Here is a 14,611-nt window from a genome sequence, read left to right as displayed (position 1 = left end):
GCTTTGACTAAAGTTATTTTTTTGTCCGATAATTGAACCGCGCAATATTCTACGCTGGCTTTTAAGCGGCTATTTGCCTCCCAGAACGCCCCAAAAGCGCTGATTTTGCAAGTATTGCTCTGGTGTGACTGGCTGGTCTGGATGTCATCAGCCTCTTTTAATCGGCTTCGAGCTAAATATGCGTTCTTCCAGTTGGCTGGGCAACACCCTCTGTGTTGCCCAGCGCTGTTTGAGCCACGTTATTCGGTGCCCGAACTGCTCTCTTCCGGCTCTAACTGCCCATGCCGCTGCATCCAGCGCATCACGATCCAGCACAGCGCTGCCCAGCTCGCCCCGGCCGTCCAGCCCGCAAGCACATCGGTCGGCCAATGAACTCCAAGGTAAACGCGGCTTATGCCCACCAGCAGGGTCAACAATATCGCCAGTATCAAAAGGTAAGCCTTTAGCCTCAGCGCGGGCTGTACGCGGATGAGCAGCGCGGCCAGGGTGAGGTAGGTCACGGCAGACATCATTGAGTGGCCGCTGGGAAAGCTCGCGGTGTAGACCATAGCTTCATGAGGCACGAGATCTGGGCGAGGGCGGTCAAAGCCTAGCTTCATCACGGTGCTGAGTAGTATGCCGCCGGGCACCGCGATTGAGGCAAAGAGAGCCGCGCGATAGTATCTGGCAAGTAACAGGTAGCCCAGGGCGCCCAATGTGATGAGTACTAGCACGCCGACACCGCCCAGTGCGGTGAAGTCCCGGCCCATTTCCTCAACCCAGCCCGGCCCGATTGGGTCGCTAAGATCTGCGGGGTTGCGAAGGGCGAGCAGTAGGCTCTCATCAATGCTATGGGTGTCCCCCTCGATAACTTCGTCGGCCAGCGCGACGAACCCCCAAATCCCACCGGAAAGTACCGCGACGCATAGCAGCATCGCTAGTTCGTAGCGGCCGAGCCGAGCCAGTAGGGAAAAGCTTTGGCGCCCAACTTGGCCAAGTTTTCCATGGTGCTTCATTGGCAACTCCTTTGCTTTGATAAGTGATACGCAACGTCGGTTATGACGGCTTATTGTGCCTGCGTTATCAATAGCGCGGAAAACCGCTTACTTCTAGGGCTTGTTGACGTTTTATAGGAGACGTTTGGCAGGATAGTCAGACATTGTCGCCGAAGATCTTGCGCCAGTCGCGGGGGCTGACCTGATGGCGCTGCCTGAAATGTTGCCAAAACGAAGTTGCCGTGTGGCATTCGCGATTTTGGCTTCATCCTTGGGAGCGGCGTTGCCGCCAAGCTTATTGTGTTCACTGCCTATAAATGAAGGTGGTATAAAAGGCTAATTTCCAGCGATGGCAGCAATCATTATCTGGAAGCGTTGACGCTAAGAAGATTTTGAAAATCTGCGCGTAGAGTGGGTGAAGGTAAGCGCAGATTATTGCTCTAGATGCACCTGGTTGGAGGGCTGATTTCGACCCAATCCGGATATCGGTGAGACCAGACGGCCACTACTGCGGCAGTAGATCGAGACAACTGGTATTGCCGGACACGGCCAAGAAATTGATAGCCTCCGCGATCACAGCACTCGCACCATCGCCGCATAATCACTCCGAGCCTGCAGGCTCAGCGCTCGTCCCGATCTACCTGACATCACCAACCCAGCTCTCGTTGCCCGTAAATTTTGCGACAGCCTAACAGGTGCTTTAGCGTGGCTTGATGATGTCAGATGCTGCGAGGCGTCGGTCAGCCTCATCGATTAGCGCATCGAATGTCGCCAAAACAATATTGCGTAGCCACCGGGTGGCGGGGTCACCATCAAGTTCTGATTTCCACATCACCCGAAAAGACACGTCAGGCAAGGGTTCGGGAGGCTCAAATACCTGAATATCTTCACCCTGAGCGCCTCCCAATAGACACAGCGCGACAAAATTACCCAGCATGTCGGTATTGTTCAAGACCGCACCAATGCCTGACCAACTGGCAGCGTGTAACCCAATCCGGCGTTTCAGACCTAAGCTGTCGAACCGCTCTTCTACGGTTCCATGTGTTGCACCTGGAGCGCGCACAACGACATGAGGCCAACTCATCCAACTTTCCGTTGTCCAGTCATTTGAAGCTGGGTGTCCATGACGAGCGAAGACATAGCGTTTTAATGGGGGGAGAGCCTTAGCCTTCAATCCTGCCGGGAGAGGGAAGTTTGCGTTCCCAAAAGCAATGTCTATTTCGCCACTTACGATCTGACCCATGGTCTCCTTTGACAGGGGCTGCCATGCAAGGCCGGACTCTGGKGCTTCTCTGTGCATCCTTCTGACAACTTCTGTGGCCACAATGTCCAAGCCGGGGCCGGCTATTTTGAAAATACGTGTGCTTTTCGAGGGATTAAATTCTGCTGGCGGCTGCACGGCGCGTTCAATCCGGGCGAGGATCGGCTGTATCTCTTGGTAAAGTGCGAGAGCCCTTGGACTGGGCTGCATAATTCCACCAACACGAACCAAAAGCGGATCACCAAGCTGGTCGCGCAACCGACCTAAAGCATGGCTGACTGCCGAAGGCGTCCGGCCGAGTTGTTCTGCGGCCCGATTGACACTGCCCTCATCCATCAACACACGGAAGACCAAAAGCAGGTTAAGGTCCAGGTTTCTAATCTGAATTTCATTCATGCTAAATGAATACTATTTGCTTTTATGACACGGAATTCCCAGCATAATGGCCCCGTATCGGTCAAAGATCAATATACAGCTGAAAGGAATTCACGATGGCACTCTCGTTACCAAACGCAAAGACTCTATTTGTTGATACTGGCCCAAGACTGGTGCTTGGAGGCATCTTCCTGACCGGCGCAATTGATGGGTTTTGGTACATATTCACTGGATCGCACCTCATCCACCCACCGACATCAGTAGATGGTCTGGCTTTTGAAGCCGCTCTCAAAGAGGTTGGATTTTTCTGGCCCTTGATGAAAGTTATCGAACTGATCGGCGCTTCGTTGTTGCTGAGCAATCGAGCGCCTGCACTAGGGTTGGCATTGCTTGCGCCTGTGATGGCGGTGATTGTGGCGTTTCATGTGGTGTTGAATCCCGCCGGACTGCCGCTCGCTGCCATCTTGGTGGCAACCGGCGGAATGACCCTTTGGGCCCAGTTTGAGCGTTTCAAACCGCTGACAGCTTCTGGAACACCTAAGCATCCAACCAACGACGCCGACGGCCAGTATACGTGACCGGGAGAACTTCTATCTGGGACCTGAAGATGTGGCCTGCCATAGCTTCAGGCTCTTATACCCAGACGACTAAAACCGTGAGGCGATCCTCGGCGTAGGGATACCCAAGAACGTAATCGCCAAGCGCCGCAAAGACTGCAGTCGTCGGTGTCCGACCTGCTATTTTCCGTCTCTACCTGCCCATGCCGCTTCATCCAGCGCTGCCCAGCTCACCTCGGCCGTCCAGTTGGCAAGCACATCGGTCGGCCAATGAACCCCAAGGTAAACTCGGCTTATAGCCACCGGCAGGGAAAAGCTTTTGCACCCAACTTGTCCAAGTTTTCCATGGTGCTTCATTTGCAACTCCTTTGCTTTGAGAAGGGGTACGCAGCGTCAATTCTGACGTTTTGACACGAGAAGTTTGGCAGGATAGTCAGGCATTGTCGCCGAAGGTCTTGCCCCAGTCGCGAGGGCTGACCTGATGGTGCTGCCTGAAATGTTGCCAAAACGAAGTTGCCGTGTGGCATTCGGGAACCAGGGCATCCCTATAGGATTCATGCAACCATTTGATAACAAGCATAATTCATAACCTACGTTAGGTTAGTGAGGTCGGCAAATGTTTTAGAATGACGCTAATAAACCATTTGCCTGAGGGGTAACAGAGTGTCTCTCATCGATACAGTAGTGATGCGGGGCCTTAGTACTCAAGGTGCGCTGTCTCAGGAAGACAAAGCGCTATTGCTGGGTCTTGAACTCAGCCCTAGATACATGTCAGCTAGTGAGGTGCTCTGGCAAGAGAGCGAGGATGCTGATCTGTTCTGCGTGGTCAAGGAGGGCTGGGCATACTCCTATCGTAACTTGAAAAATGGTTCAAAGCAGATCCTCAAGTTCTACCTTCCTGGCGATATAATAGGTATTCGTGATTTTGGCTTCACCCGCCGCCTGGCAAGTGCGGCAATGATTAATAAAGGTGTGATCTGTCCTTTCTCCTATCAGCAGCTTTTTGAGCTCTTTGGGCGTTCAAGCCTAGCTGCCGGTATCGTGGCCACAGCAACGCGTCAGCAGGCGCAACTCTCCGAGCGGCTGATCTACCTCGGCAAGTATTCAGCCCACGAGCAACTGGCGCACTTTCTCTACGAAATTTATCTGCGACTCAAGCGGATCAAGGCTGTTAGGGATAATAGCTTCTTCATGCCGCTCACGCAGGAGCTGATTAGCGATGCGCTGGGGATGAGCCCGGTACACGTAAGCCGGACTTTCTCGATGCTGCGTGATGAGGGGCTGGTGATCCGAAACCGCCAGCACGTGAAGCTGCCCGACCCCGAAGCGTTGGCGCGGTTAGTCGAATTCAATGATAGCTATATCGATGAATTCCTACCTCCCTCGTTTTCTGAACTTTTAAAAGCGAGCCCGTAAAGCGCTGGTAGCCTCTATTGGCTGATCAAGCCCCCACCAAAGCCCCAGCTTCCACGAGAAGCTGGTTTCACCAAAAGCTACTTTTCCTCTATCACTTCCTCGACCCATTCCACCCAGGTTTCGGTAAGGCGTTGTCCAAGTCGCAATGTGTGCCAGGGCGCACGCTGGGCTGGTTCCCTCGCATCGGGGCGCTGAATCGTCGTTCAGCTGGATATATGGTGATAGTTAAAAGCAAGCTTGATAGCTAGAGCCGCTTAGCTTCTAACAGAGCATTCCAATCATTGTTGAGCTTATGCTAACTTAGCATTAACAACCTGTGAGGTAGCTTTCCATGTCTATTGAAATCTGGTTCGCCTTTGCTCTTGCGTCCGTGGCGTTGCTCGCCATCCCCGGGCCAACGATTTTGACCGTGGTTAGCTACTCCATTGCTCAAGGTAGGCGCGCCAATATTCCGCTTGTCGCTGCGGTGGCATTGGGTGACTCAACGGCGCTGCTCTTTTCACTGCTTGGCCTGGGAGCGGTGTTAGCCACCTCGGCATTTTGGTTCACCGTGATCAAGTGGATCGGCGGTTTATACCTTCTCTATATGGGCATCAAGCTGTTGCGTGCCGGTATATCGTCGGTGCAGCCAGTAACACCGGCGGTATCGGGTTCGCGCTGGAAGCTTTTCACCAATACCTATCTCGTTACTGCGCTCAACCCGAAGGGCATTATCTTCTTCGTCGCCTTTTTGCCGCAATTCGTCAGCCCGAATGCCGATGCTGGGCAACAACTGTGGATACTTGCGATCACGTTTGTGGTGTTGGCAACGCTGAATGCCACTCTCTACGCCGTATTCGCAACGTCGGTGCGTAAGATGCTGGCATCGCGTCGTGCCCAGCGTCGCTTCAACTTGGTTGGCGGAACGTTACTCTCTTCAGCGGGTGTCTGGGCGCTGCTTGCCAAGCGGCCTGCGTAAGCAAAGGCCGCTAAATTTGATGATGGAAATGCTGAGCCTAGCGGGAGACAACTGTGAGTGAAACCCTTAAAGAACTGCTAACGGAACTTGAGCAATTTGGCCAACAAAACGATGCTGCCATTTCTGAACGCCCAAGACGAATGCTCAATATTACTCGTGATACGGGTGAGTTTTTATCGGTACTTGTTCAAGCAACCAATGCCCAGCGAGTGCTGGAAATTGGCACCTCGAATGGGTACTCCACCTTGTGGCTGGCCCAGGCAGTTCAGAGGGTTGGTGGGCAAGTTACCACTGTTGAGCTTTCCGAATACAAGCTTGAGATGGCCGCGAGAAATTTTGAGCGCTCCGGCCTCTCTAAGGTCATCACTCAGCAGCGAGGGGAAGCAGGAGGGCTTCTTGAAAGCCTGGACGATGCCTGTTTCGATCTGCTCTTTTTAGACTCAAAACGCTCTGATTATGTGCAGTGGTGGCCGAATATCCAGCGAGTTTTATGCAAGGGCGGGCTGCTTGTGGTTGATAACGCCACTTCCCATGCAGATGAAATGGCTGATTTTATGGCGCTGGTATCGGCAGACCCCGATTTCACCACGTGCACTGTACCTGTCGGCAATGGCGAGTTTCTGGCAACGCGGTGCGATGGTTAGAGGGCGGCTCTTATCGTGGCTTGGCTTAACCAGGATGAGCGGGAGAGAACACTATGTTTCCAGTATCAATAAAAGGTGTTTTGGTCTTGCCATCTGATGAGGTGGTGCTGGCGCTCAATGACCGCGATGAGTGGGAGCTGCCCGGTGGACGCATTGAGATTGGAGAGAGCTCTACCGAGTGCCTGATTAGAGAGTTTAAAGAAGAGCTTGCTATAGATGTTGAGGCAAACGGCCTTATTGATACCTATCTCTTTGAGGTGATTCCGAGCAAACATGTATTCATCGTCACTTATAGCTGCTGCTTAATTGGGCGGTTTAACCCTGTAGTGAGTCACGAGCACAGCAATATTGAAACGTTTCCAGTCAATGAATTGCCAGATAATTTGCCCATAGGCTATGCGAAAGCTATTCAAAAGTCGTTTTCGATGAACGTAAACCGTCAGAATATAAATGGAATAAMCCATGATCAGAGATGCCGCAAAGGGTGATTCGGAAGCCATAGCGCACATTTATAACTACTACATCGAAAATACCGCTATTTCATTTGAAGAAAAGCCAGTATTGGGTTCAGACATCCAAGGCCGGATTGAAAACGTCCAGGGGGCAGGTTTGCCTTGGTTGGTGGCAGTGGAAGATGGTGCTGTGGTGGGCTATGCCTACGCGACAAAATGGAAAGAGAGAAGCGCTTATCGATTTTCAGTCGAAGTCAGCGTCTACCTTTCCAACCAGGCGCATGGTAGGGGCTTGGGTGCAAAGCTGTACGAAACACTCTTTACCAAGCTCAAAGAGAGCGGGATTTATGCGGTGATGGGCGGCATCACGCTTCCCAACCCTGCCAGCGTTGCACTGCATGAAAAAATGGGCATGAAAAAAGTGGCCCATTTTGAAATGGTAGGGTTTAAGTTCGATCAGTGGCACGACGTTGGCTATTGGCAGCTAAATCTGAATGCCTAATTGTCACTCAACACATTAAGGCCAGCTTCAAAGATAAACTTAGGCGACGTAATGATATTCGCTGCTTTTTTCGATATTTTTATTTATTGTTATTTATATCAAGCTTTTATCTTAATAGTCGATAGCTGGCTAATCTAATTTATTGCCCTATTGGTTTGTTAAGCAATTGATTTATATCAAGCTGGAACCATCGCCACCATCTGAAAAGTAAATTAATAAATTGACCTGGATCAATATATTGAAATTAACGTTTTTGAAAGCTAAATGTCGGGTTACTGCTGCCGATAATTTATAGCACTTACCTATAACAAGTAGTTAGCTTGCTTGTTATGGAGTAACACCCTCCCCGTGGCTGGAATCATTCGTTAACGATTGATTCTCTACATAAGAGTAGACAATGCATAACCTATTGAAAAACCTATCCGTTAAGGCAGGCTTAACGGCTGTTCTGGGCTTGTTTACAGCCTTGATCCTCCTTGTCGCGGCTTTGGGCTACCAATCCAGCACTCTGGGAGCGAGTTCGATAGATGAACTTAACCGTATTAACGTTGAGCAACTGAACGCGCTTAACCGTGCGCAAGTGAATATCGCTGACACTCAGCTGTTTTTCCTTAATCATCTCGACGCATTGAACGAAGGGGAGCAGGCGCTGGCAGAAGCCCATCTTGAAAAAGCAGGCCAAATGCTGCAAACGGCGCAGCAGCGTTTTGAAGCATTTGTAGCGGCACCAAAGTCTGAGCAAGGAAAGCCCTTTGCAGATGCGATAGAAGCCGCCTTTACTCAACTTGTATCACGCGGTATAGAACCACAATATCAGGCCCTACTGAGCAATAATGAAAGTGCCTTTCGTACAGCCAAACGTGAAGGTGACCAGCTCAACCTAGCCTATATCCAGGCGAATGTAGCCTTCAATGACTATGCCAGTACACGTGGTCAAAATTTGATGGCCGATTATCAATCGACCATGACAACATCTGGTTATATAGGATTGGCTGCATTGCTTCTGGTTTTTCTTTGTGTCGCTTTCGTTCGAATGGGGATGATGCGAGTTGTCATTCGTCCTATTGAGGAAGCCGTCCATCACTTTGAGCGCATTGCCCAAGGTGACTTGTCGCATAAAATCGCAGACCGGGGACGAAACGAAATTGGCCAACTGTTCGCGGCTATGAAATATATGCAGACAGGTCTTTCACAAACTGTCTCATCCGTGCGTGATAGCAGTGGTTCCATCCATATTGGCGCGAGAGAAATTTCCGGAGGCAATGCCGATCTCTCCTCCCGTACAGAGCAACAGGCCGCTTCACTACAAGAGACAGCTGCCAGCATGGAACAGCTCACCGCCACCGTGAAGCAAAACTCAGATAATGCGCGGCAGGGCAGCACCCTAGCGAGTGATGCGTCTACAACGGCAGCACGTGGTGGTGAAGCCGTAGGCGAAGTAGTTGCGACAATGCATGGTATAGCGGAAAGCTCTAAAAAGATTAGCGACATCATTGGTGTGATCGATTCGATTGCCTTCCAGACTAATATTCTGGCACTTAATGCGTCTGTTGAGGCTGCCCGTGCGGGTGAGCAAGGACGCGGCTTCGCCGTAGTAGCCACTGAAGTACGCAATTTGGCAAGTCGTAGCGCTGATGCGTCTAAGGAGATTAGAGCATTAATTGAAACATCAGCGGGCCAGGTTCAGCAGGGCTCTAACCTTGTAGAGGGGGCTGGCCGAACAATGGAAGATATAATGGCTTCCGTGAAGCGTGTTGCCGATATTATGGATGAAATCTCCGCTGCTTCCTCGGAGCAAAGTGATGGTATTGAGCAGGTCAATCAAGCCGTTTCGCAGATGGATGAGGTGACACAGCAGAACGCAGCCCTAGTACAAGAAGCTGCTACAGCAGCAGCTTCACTCGAAGAGCAAGCAGCCCAACTTGAATCGGCTGTGGCTACCTTCAAATTGGCTGATGGCGAGAACCGTGGGTCTCTGCCCATCGGCAATTCTGCACCCAAGGCAGTGCCTTCTATAAAACAGGCTCGGCCTGCAAGAGGGAGGGCGCCCAGCTCCAAAGTAGCAGAAGTCGAGTGGGAAGCGTTTTGAATAGGCGCTCATTTCAGGAGTAGATTATTATTCAATCGTGTTTTAAACCCGGCCAAAACGGCCGGGTTTTGCTTTCTGAAAATAGTAGTCTCCAAGGCAGTGAGTGCCTGATTACTAGCTTGAAATATCATGTAAAACAAACGAGCGTGTTTTAACGCCACATTTTTATAAATGGCTGCTCCTAGCCCAATTAGAAACTTTCCTCCATATTAACAACAGGCCAGACAACAAGCGCTGAAGTAGATGCGTTATCTACTAAATTAGCTTTACTAATAAAGCGAGAGGATTGCACCAATGACAGGGACAAATAAACCATCAACGATAGCATTGCTGAGTGATAATCGGGTAAAGGTACTCTTGGTCATCGCGGTTATTGCGGTGGTCTGGGCCATCGTGGCGCACACCATTGCAGGGGCGCGGGGAGACAGTATGGAAGCGCTCGAAGCGCAGCTGGCTGAAACTGAGCGAGAGCATCAACAGATTCAGGCGGAGATGTCTGAGGTTGAAGCCGCGGAGCTTGATTTAGCAACACTGCAGCAGAGAATGAGCGCCCTTGAGGTTGAGCAAGCTGATGCTGAAGCCGAGCTAGCTTCAACCCGATCAGACATTGCCCACGCTGAAGAAGATTTGAATGCTTTACAGGGCGAGCGTGAAACCCGTGAAGAAGAAGTAGAGACCCTCAATGAGCAGGTCGACAAACGGCAGAGCAGCCTTGAAGAGCTGAATGAGACCTACGCCGAGGTAGAAAAAGAGAAAGAAGAGGCCGAGGCCGCCCGTGATGCCGCTCAACAGTCTCGTCAAGACGCAGAAGACGCTCGCAGCGAGGCTGAAGCAGATCTTGAAGCGCTCAACACAGAGATTGAAGAGGCCGAAGCCGCCAGCGATACCGCGCAACAGGCTCGTCAAGAGGCAGAAGATGCCCGCAGTCAGGTTGAAGCTGACCTGGAAGCGCTAAATACTCAGATTGAAGAGGCCAATAACCAACTTTCAGCGGTCGGTGATCGGGTAAGTGAGTTAGAAACAACGCGTGATGCGCTCACCGTTGAAATCACTTCGCTCGAAGTGATGCGCGACGAAGCGCAAACGCCTGAGTGATTTACAGCCTTAACGCATAACATCTTGCAGCACAGCGATATAGGCGTGCCTCCCCGCTACTGGAACGGGGAGGTCATCGACGGTATCTACCGCCCCATAAGGTGCGGAAGGCTCGTTATAGCTTAGTACTGAGTTGGATCATGACCGCCTGTTTGTAGCCTACGATAACGACCGGCACCTTGGGCTGGGTAGCGTTGATGAACGCGACGAGCGCCACGCCTGCGAAGCGCCTTACACTCTACTGCACATTTCTTAATCCAGGCGATACTATCCGATGCATCGGCGATTTCTGTTACCTCTTTTTCTTTTGATGTTGCTGGCCTCTTTGGCAGGCTGCGGGGAAACGCCCACCGGGCGCTCCCAATTGGCGTTAGTACCGAACGCGTTAATGGCTGACATGGGGGAAGATGCCTTTAATCAGCTGCGCAATAGCCAGCCGATCAATCGCGATACGCAGGCTAATCAATTAGTGCAGTGCGTGGCCGAAAAAGTGGTGGCTGGCGCTAAGGCGAGCTACCCAGGGCTCGCTTTCCCTGAACGCTGGGAAGTGGTGGTATTTGAGGATGCTTCCCCCAATGCGTTTGCTCTGCCGGGTGGACGCATCGGGGTGCATAGCGGGCTACTGCGGGTGGCCGAGACGCCAGCCCAGCTAGCGGCGGTGATTGGGCACGAGGTGGGGCATGTGTTGGCGGATCATGGCAATGAGCGGCTTACCCAGCAGCTTGGCATTAAAGCCGTGTTATTGGTGGTGGGGTTATTAGGGGAAGAGGAATTTGGCAACCAGCAATTGATGCAGGCCTTGGGTATCGGTGCCCAGTTGGGGATTAGCCTGCCTTTCAGCCGCACCCATGAGGAGGAGGCCGATTTGATGGGCTTGGAAATTATGGCCCGTGCGGGGTTTGACCCGCAGCAGAGCGTGACCCTGTGGCGCAACATGGCTGCTAGCGGTGGTGGTCAGCCCCCTGAATTTCTTTCTACGCATCCTGCCCATGAATCGCGCATTCGGGCATTACAGCAAGGGCTGGAAAAGGCCACGGCCAGCTATCGTACGGTTACGCCTGCTGAATGTTGAGGTGAGTGGCATCGCGTTATTGATAAAATAAGAAAAATTGCCACGTGACGTCGGGAGTGTGTGGGGCTGTGCCATTACAGAAACAACAGTATCAGGTGCATGGGTTAACGGGGCAGTTTTGCGATGCCAGCCGTGAGTTGATGTATCGCCGCTCTATCCAGGAAAGCGTGCGGCTTGAGTTTAGCTTTGCTGTGAGCGTTGCGGCATGTGTCTTTGGCATGTTCGCGATTGCGGATTACTACCTGCTGGGCCTTACCAGGGAGTTCTATCTGCTGCTTACCATGCGAATAGTGGTGGTGAGCATTTGCCTGTTGGTGGCACTCGTTGTGCGGCGCTGGGGTGGCAATGATTACCGTGCTTGGTTGCACGCCTTACCGCTGTGGGTATTTGCCACGGGCATTATATTGATTGTCCCCCTACGACCCGAAAGCCTCCCCACTCAAATCACCGCGGTGGTGGTGGCTACCATGGCGTTTTATCTTCTGATTCCCAATCCGCTAACAGTCGTGACAGCGGCCAGCCTCTATTTAAATATTGGCTTTTTAGTGGCTGCGGTACTGTTTGCGGGGCTTAGCCCGATAGCGACGCTGCTGGTCGCACTGTTGCTGATTATGGGCAGCGKTGTAGGGTTTTTCGCCCTGCTGCGCTTGGAATGCCTGCAACGTAAGCAATATGCACTGCTTCAAGAAGAGCGAGAGAATAACCACCAATTACACAAAGAGATCGCGCACCGAAAATCACTGGAAGAACAGCTGAGGGTAGTCGCTGAGCAGGACGCGCTGACCAGCCTGAATAATCGCGGCCATTTTATAAAACTGGCTAAAGATCTGTTGCAGCACTCGCAATCCCACAAGGTGCCATTTAGCCTGTTTATGATCGATGTGGATCACTTCAAACACATTAACGACACCTGGGGGCATAGCCACGGGGATTGGGTGCTAACCAAAATTGCCGAAGTCTGTGCCGAGTCGCTGCGCCCAACGGATGTGATAGGACGTTTTGGTGGTGAAGAGTTTGTCGTTGCATTGCCGGACACCAGCTCGCACGATGCGCAAATGGTAGCAGAGCGTTTGAAAAAGAAGGTGGCTGAACTTTCGTTAACAGAAGAGATGGGCAAACTGCGCCCCAGCGTCACCGTTGGCGTTGCGGCTACCGATTCAGAGGAAGCCGATCTGGAGTCTTTAATTAAACGAGCGGATGAGATGCTTTATGTTGGCAAGCGCGCTGGGAGGAACCAAGTCGTCGTCTGCAGCGATGTCGTCGAAGCACCAGATTCACCCGTTGGCAGCAAGTAGCGCTTTCCTATGCCCCCATCACTGCTGCTAATGCTCGCCGACACCCTTCTAATTCTCCACGTGCTGTTTGTGGCCTTCGTGGTGTTAGGCCTGGTCGCCATTTACGCAGGCTATTTCTTCAACTGGCGGTGGGTTCGCAATAAAACCTTCCGCATCGTACATCTTTGCGCCATTGGCTATGTGGTGGTTCAGGCTTGGCTCGGGGTGGTTTGCCCGTTAACCACCTGGGAAATGGCGCTGAGGGCGGAGGCGGGCGCCGCTACTTATTCGGGCTCGTTTATTCAGTACTGGCTGCATAGCCTGCTCTATTTCACTTTGCCGGAGTGGGTGTTTGTGGTGGTGTACACGCTATTCGGTAGCCTGGTGTTGGCCAGTTGGTTTGTGGTGAAGCCTCGTCAGCACTCTTCCTAGAAGATGGGCGTGTACTAAACTTTGCGTATCATACTGTGCTTGGGAGCGAACCCATGCGGCACCTATACCTAATGCGGCACGCCAAAGCTAAACAGCCCAGTGGCGACATGACCGACCACCAACGGCCGTTGCGAAAGCGTGGTAAACGTCAGGCAGCGGCTATGGCGCATGTACTTCAGCACTGGCAAGCGTTAGAAGGGGGGATTTACGTCAGTACAGCGGCTCGCACGCGGGAAACCTTCGACAAGATCGCAGGCCAACTGCCTGATCATACCCTGGTCAACCAGGKTCACTTTGATGAAGACCTTTATACGTTCGATGGTGGCGGGCTGCAGGCCTGGGTCGAATCGTTGCCAAACGAAGCCGAAAGAGTCCTGGTGATTGGGCATAACCCGGCGCTGCATGATCTGGCTCGTTGGCTCGMCCAGACAGCGCCGCATTCGCTGCCCACCGGGAGTGTGCTGCATTTCACGCTGTCCGGCTCTTCTTGGAAAAGCGTGGGGCATAACGGAGCCAAACTGGCAGGGTGCCTGACCCCGGAAACGGCCAGCTATCCTCTTTTTCAGCGCCTTGCCCCCCAACCACCCAAACGCAATAACGACACCGCCAGCCGCATGCGTGACATGCTGGAGCACCAGTATCAGATGATCCGTGCCTTGGAAGCCGGTGTCATCGCAGGCATTGATCCTGAGTTCCTGCACCAGTACCGGGTTAATCTGCGTCGTAGCCGGGCAGTGGGTGAATCCGTGCGCGCCATTACCCGAGTGCCTGGCCTGAAAAAGATGCTTAAGCGGCTCAAGCAACGTGCCCAGGCTACCAGTGACCTGCGTGATATTGATGTGTTTCTGGAGGATATAGCCAAGACGCCCCCGCCGCTCACTTCTGGTAGTCGCCAGGGATTGATGCAGTGGCTCCAGGCTTGCCAGCGGGAGCGCCACCAGGCGCTATGTCAGCAGTTAAATGCACCGGCTTATGCTGAGGAGATGGAGGCATGGCAGTACTTTATCGCTTCCGATGACGTTGGTAAGGCACTTTCGAAACTGACGCCAAAGCGTATCCGTACGGTACTGAATGAGCGTATCGCACGCCACGATGAAGACCAGGCGGCACTCTCGCTGGATACCCATGACACCGGGTTCCATGAACTGCGGAAGGGCGTGAAGCGGATTCGTTACCTGGCTGATCTGAATCCAGAGACCCCTGAGCCGTTTCTATCTCAATTGAAGCACCGCCAGCGCCTGCTCGGCGAGTATCAAGACCTGTGTTCCCGTCAGGCCTGGCTGGATGCCTTTGGCGCAAGCCCCGATAACGACCCGCAGCAACAGCAGGAGTGTGTTCAGTGGCGTGATTCGTTAGAGAAGCCGAAGCTTGTGCTGCGCAAAGAAGTATTGGCGTTGGAACCTATGGCCAACGTGTCCCCGTAACAACGTAATCAGGTAGCCTTGCCGCCAATCGTTACGCGATATATGATTCGTATATGTTTCATATTCGTTTCATATATTAGGTGGTG

15 protein-coding genes are annotated in these 14,611 nt (G+C 52.4%); 12 read left to right on the top strand and 3 right to left on the bottom strand.

What is annotated here, in order from left to right; genetic code table 11:
- Window positions 1-239: 239 nt before the first annotated feature.
- Window positions 240-995 (bottom strand): phosphatase PAP2 family protein, encoded by a 756-nt coding sequence (locus tag HALO_RS13945; RefSeq protein WP_035578702.1) that lies wholly within the window; start codon window positions 993-995, stop codon window positions 240-242.
- A 679-nt stretch (window positions 996-1,674) separates the two neighbouring features.
- Window positions 1,675-2,631 (bottom strand): LysR family transcriptional regulator, encoded by a 957-nt coding sequence (locus HALO_RS13940; protein WP_050713549.1) that lies wholly within the window; start codon window positions 2,629-2,631, stop codon window positions 1,675-1,677.
- A gap of 95 nt (window positions 2,632-2,726) precedes the next feature.
- Between HALO_RS13940 and HALO_RS13935 the strand changes: the two genes are divergently transcribed.
- Both HALO_RS13935 and HALO_RS13925 read left to right on the top strand, forming a co-directional pair.
- Entirely contained in the window at window positions 2,727-3,188 is a 462-nt protein-coding gene (locus HALO_RS13935; protein WP_050713548.1) for a hypothetical protein, read from the top strand.
- Between the two features lie 642 nt (window positions 3,189-3,830).
- A complete protein-coding gene (locus HALO_RS13925; protein ID WP_035578705.1) occupies window positions 3,831-4,583 on the top strand; it encodes a Crp/Fnr family transcriptional regulator in 753 nt (250 codons plus the stop codon).
- A 77-nt stretch (window positions 4,584-4,660) separates the two neighbouring features.
- Here the strand turns inward: HALO_RS13925 and HALO_RS23625 are convergent, their stop codons facing one another.
- A complete protein-coding gene (locus HALO_RS23625) occupies window positions 4,661-4,780 on the bottom strand; it encodes a hypothetical protein (RefSeq protein WP_268746295.1) in 120 nt (39 codons plus the stop codon).
- Window positions 4,781-4,914: 134 nt separating this feature from the next.
- On the opposite strand from HALO_RS23625, the gene HALO_RS13920 reads away from it, so the two are divergent.
- From HALO_RS13920 to HALO_RS13875, 10 genes are all read left to right on the top strand, one after another.
- A complete protein-coding gene (locus HALO_RS13920) occupies window positions 4,915-5,541 on the top strand; it encodes a LysE family translocator (RefSeq protein ID WP_035578708.1) in 627 nt (208 codons plus the stop codon).
- Between the two features lie 53 nt (window positions 5,542-5,594).
- Window positions 5,595-6,185, top strand: a complete 591-nt coding sequence (locus tag HALO_RS13915) for an O-methyltransferase (RefSeq protein ID WP_035578710.1) — start codon at window positions 5,595-5,597, stop codon at window positions 6,183-6,185.
- 53 nt (window positions 6,186-6,238) lie between these two features.
- Window positions 6,239-6,673, top strand: coding sequence for an NUDIX hydrolase (locus HALO_RS13910; protein WP_092490845.1), 435 nt, complete (start codon window positions 6,239-6,241; stop codon window positions 6,671-6,673).
- Window positions 6,648-7,139: an arsinothricin resistance N-acetyltransferase ArsN1 family B gene (locus tag HALO_RS13905; RefSeq protein WP_035578712.1), complete on the top strand. Its 492-nt coding sequence runs from the start codon at window positions 6,648-6,650 to the stop codon at window positions 7,137-7,139. The genes HALO_RS13910 and HALO_RS13905 overlap by 26 nt, the downstream gene beginning before the upstream one ends.
- A gap of 397 nt (window positions 7,140-7,536) precedes the next feature.
- Window positions 7,537-9,228 carry a methyl-accepting chemotaxis protein gene (locus HALO_RS13900; RefSeq protein WP_035578715.1) on the top strand — a complete coding sequence of 564 codons (1,692 nt, stop codon included), beginning with the start codon at window positions 7,537-7,539 and terminating at the stop codon, window positions 9,226-9,228.
- Window positions 9,229-9,522: 294 nt separating this feature from the next.
- Complete coding sequence (locus HALO_RS13895; RefSeq protein ID WP_035578718.1) at window positions 9,523-10,323, top strand: hypothetical protein; 801 nt, start codon at window positions 9,523-9,525, stop codon at window positions 10,321-10,323.
- A 274-nt stretch (window positions 10,324-10,597) separates the two neighbouring features.
- Window positions 10,598-11,395 (top strand): M48 family metallopeptidase, encoded by a 798-nt coding sequence (locus HALO_RS13890; RefSeq protein ID WP_035578720.1) that lies wholly within the window; start codon window positions 10,598-10,600, stop codon window positions 11,393-11,395.
- Window positions 11,396-11,463: 68 nt separating this feature from the next.
- On the top strand, window positions 11,464-12,690 hold the full coding sequence (locus HALO_RS13885; RefSeq protein ID WP_050713546.1) for a GGDEF domain-containing protein: 1,227 nt from the start codon (window positions 11,464-11,466) through the stop codon (window positions 12,688-12,690).
- Between the two features lie 9 nt (window positions 12,691-12,699).
- A complete protein-coding gene (locus HALO_RS13880) occupies window positions 12,700-13,101 on the top strand; it encodes a DUF2784 domain-containing protein (protein WP_035578726.1) in 402 nt (133 codons plus the stop codon).
- Window positions 13,102-13,154: 53 nt separating this feature from the next.
- Window positions 13,155-14,525, top strand: coding sequence for a CHAD domain-containing protein (locus HALO_RS13875; RefSeq protein WP_050713545.1), 1,371 nt, complete (start codon window positions 13,155-13,157; stop codon window positions 14,523-14,525).
- Window positions 14,526-14,611 lie beyond the last annotated feature (86 nt).

Source organism: Halomonas sp. R57-5 (assembly GCF_900070345.1).
GTDB classification, from domain to species: domain Bacteria; phylum Pseudomonadota; class Gammaproteobacteria; order Pseudomonadales; family Halomonadaceae; genus Vreelandella; species Vreelandella ventosae_B.
Note: the sequence above shows the minus strand (reverse complement) of the source record. Positions and strands in the feature narration are given on the sequence as shown.

Bases quoted from the DNA above. Each gene is read 5' to 3' on its own strand.
- HALO_RS13945 (WP_035578702.1), bottom strand. From the start codon at position 995: ATGAAGCACCATGGAAAACTTGGCCAAGTTGGGCGCCAAAGCTTTTCC.
- HALO_RS13905 (WP_035578712.1), top strand. From the start codon at position 6,648: ATGATCAGAGATGCCGCAAAGGGTGATTCGGAAGCCATAGCGCACATT.
- HALO_RS13920 (WP_035578708.1), top strand. From the start codon at position 4,915: ATGTCTATTGAAATCTGGTTCGCCTTTGCTCTTGCGTCCGTGGCGTTG.
- HALO_RS13895 (WP_035578718.1), top strand. From the start codon at position 9,523: ATGACAGGGACAAATAAACCATCAACGATAGCATTGCTGAGTGATAAT.
- HALO_RS13900 (WP_035578715.1), top strand. From the start codon at position 7,537: ATGCATAACCTATTGAAAAACCTATCCGTTAAGGCAGGCTTAACGGCT.
- HALO_RS13880 (WP_035578726.1), top strand. From the start codon at position 12,700: ATGCCCCCATCACTGCTGCTAATGCTCGCCGACACCCTTCTAATTCTC.
- HALO_RS13890 (WP_035578720.1), top strand. From the start codon at position 10,598: ATGCATCGGCGATTTCTGTTACCTCTTTTTCTTTTGATGTTGCTGGCC.
- HALO_RS13935 (WP_050713548.1), top strand. From the start codon at position 2,727: ATGGCACTCTCGTTACCAAACGCAAAGACTCTATTTGTTGATACTGGC.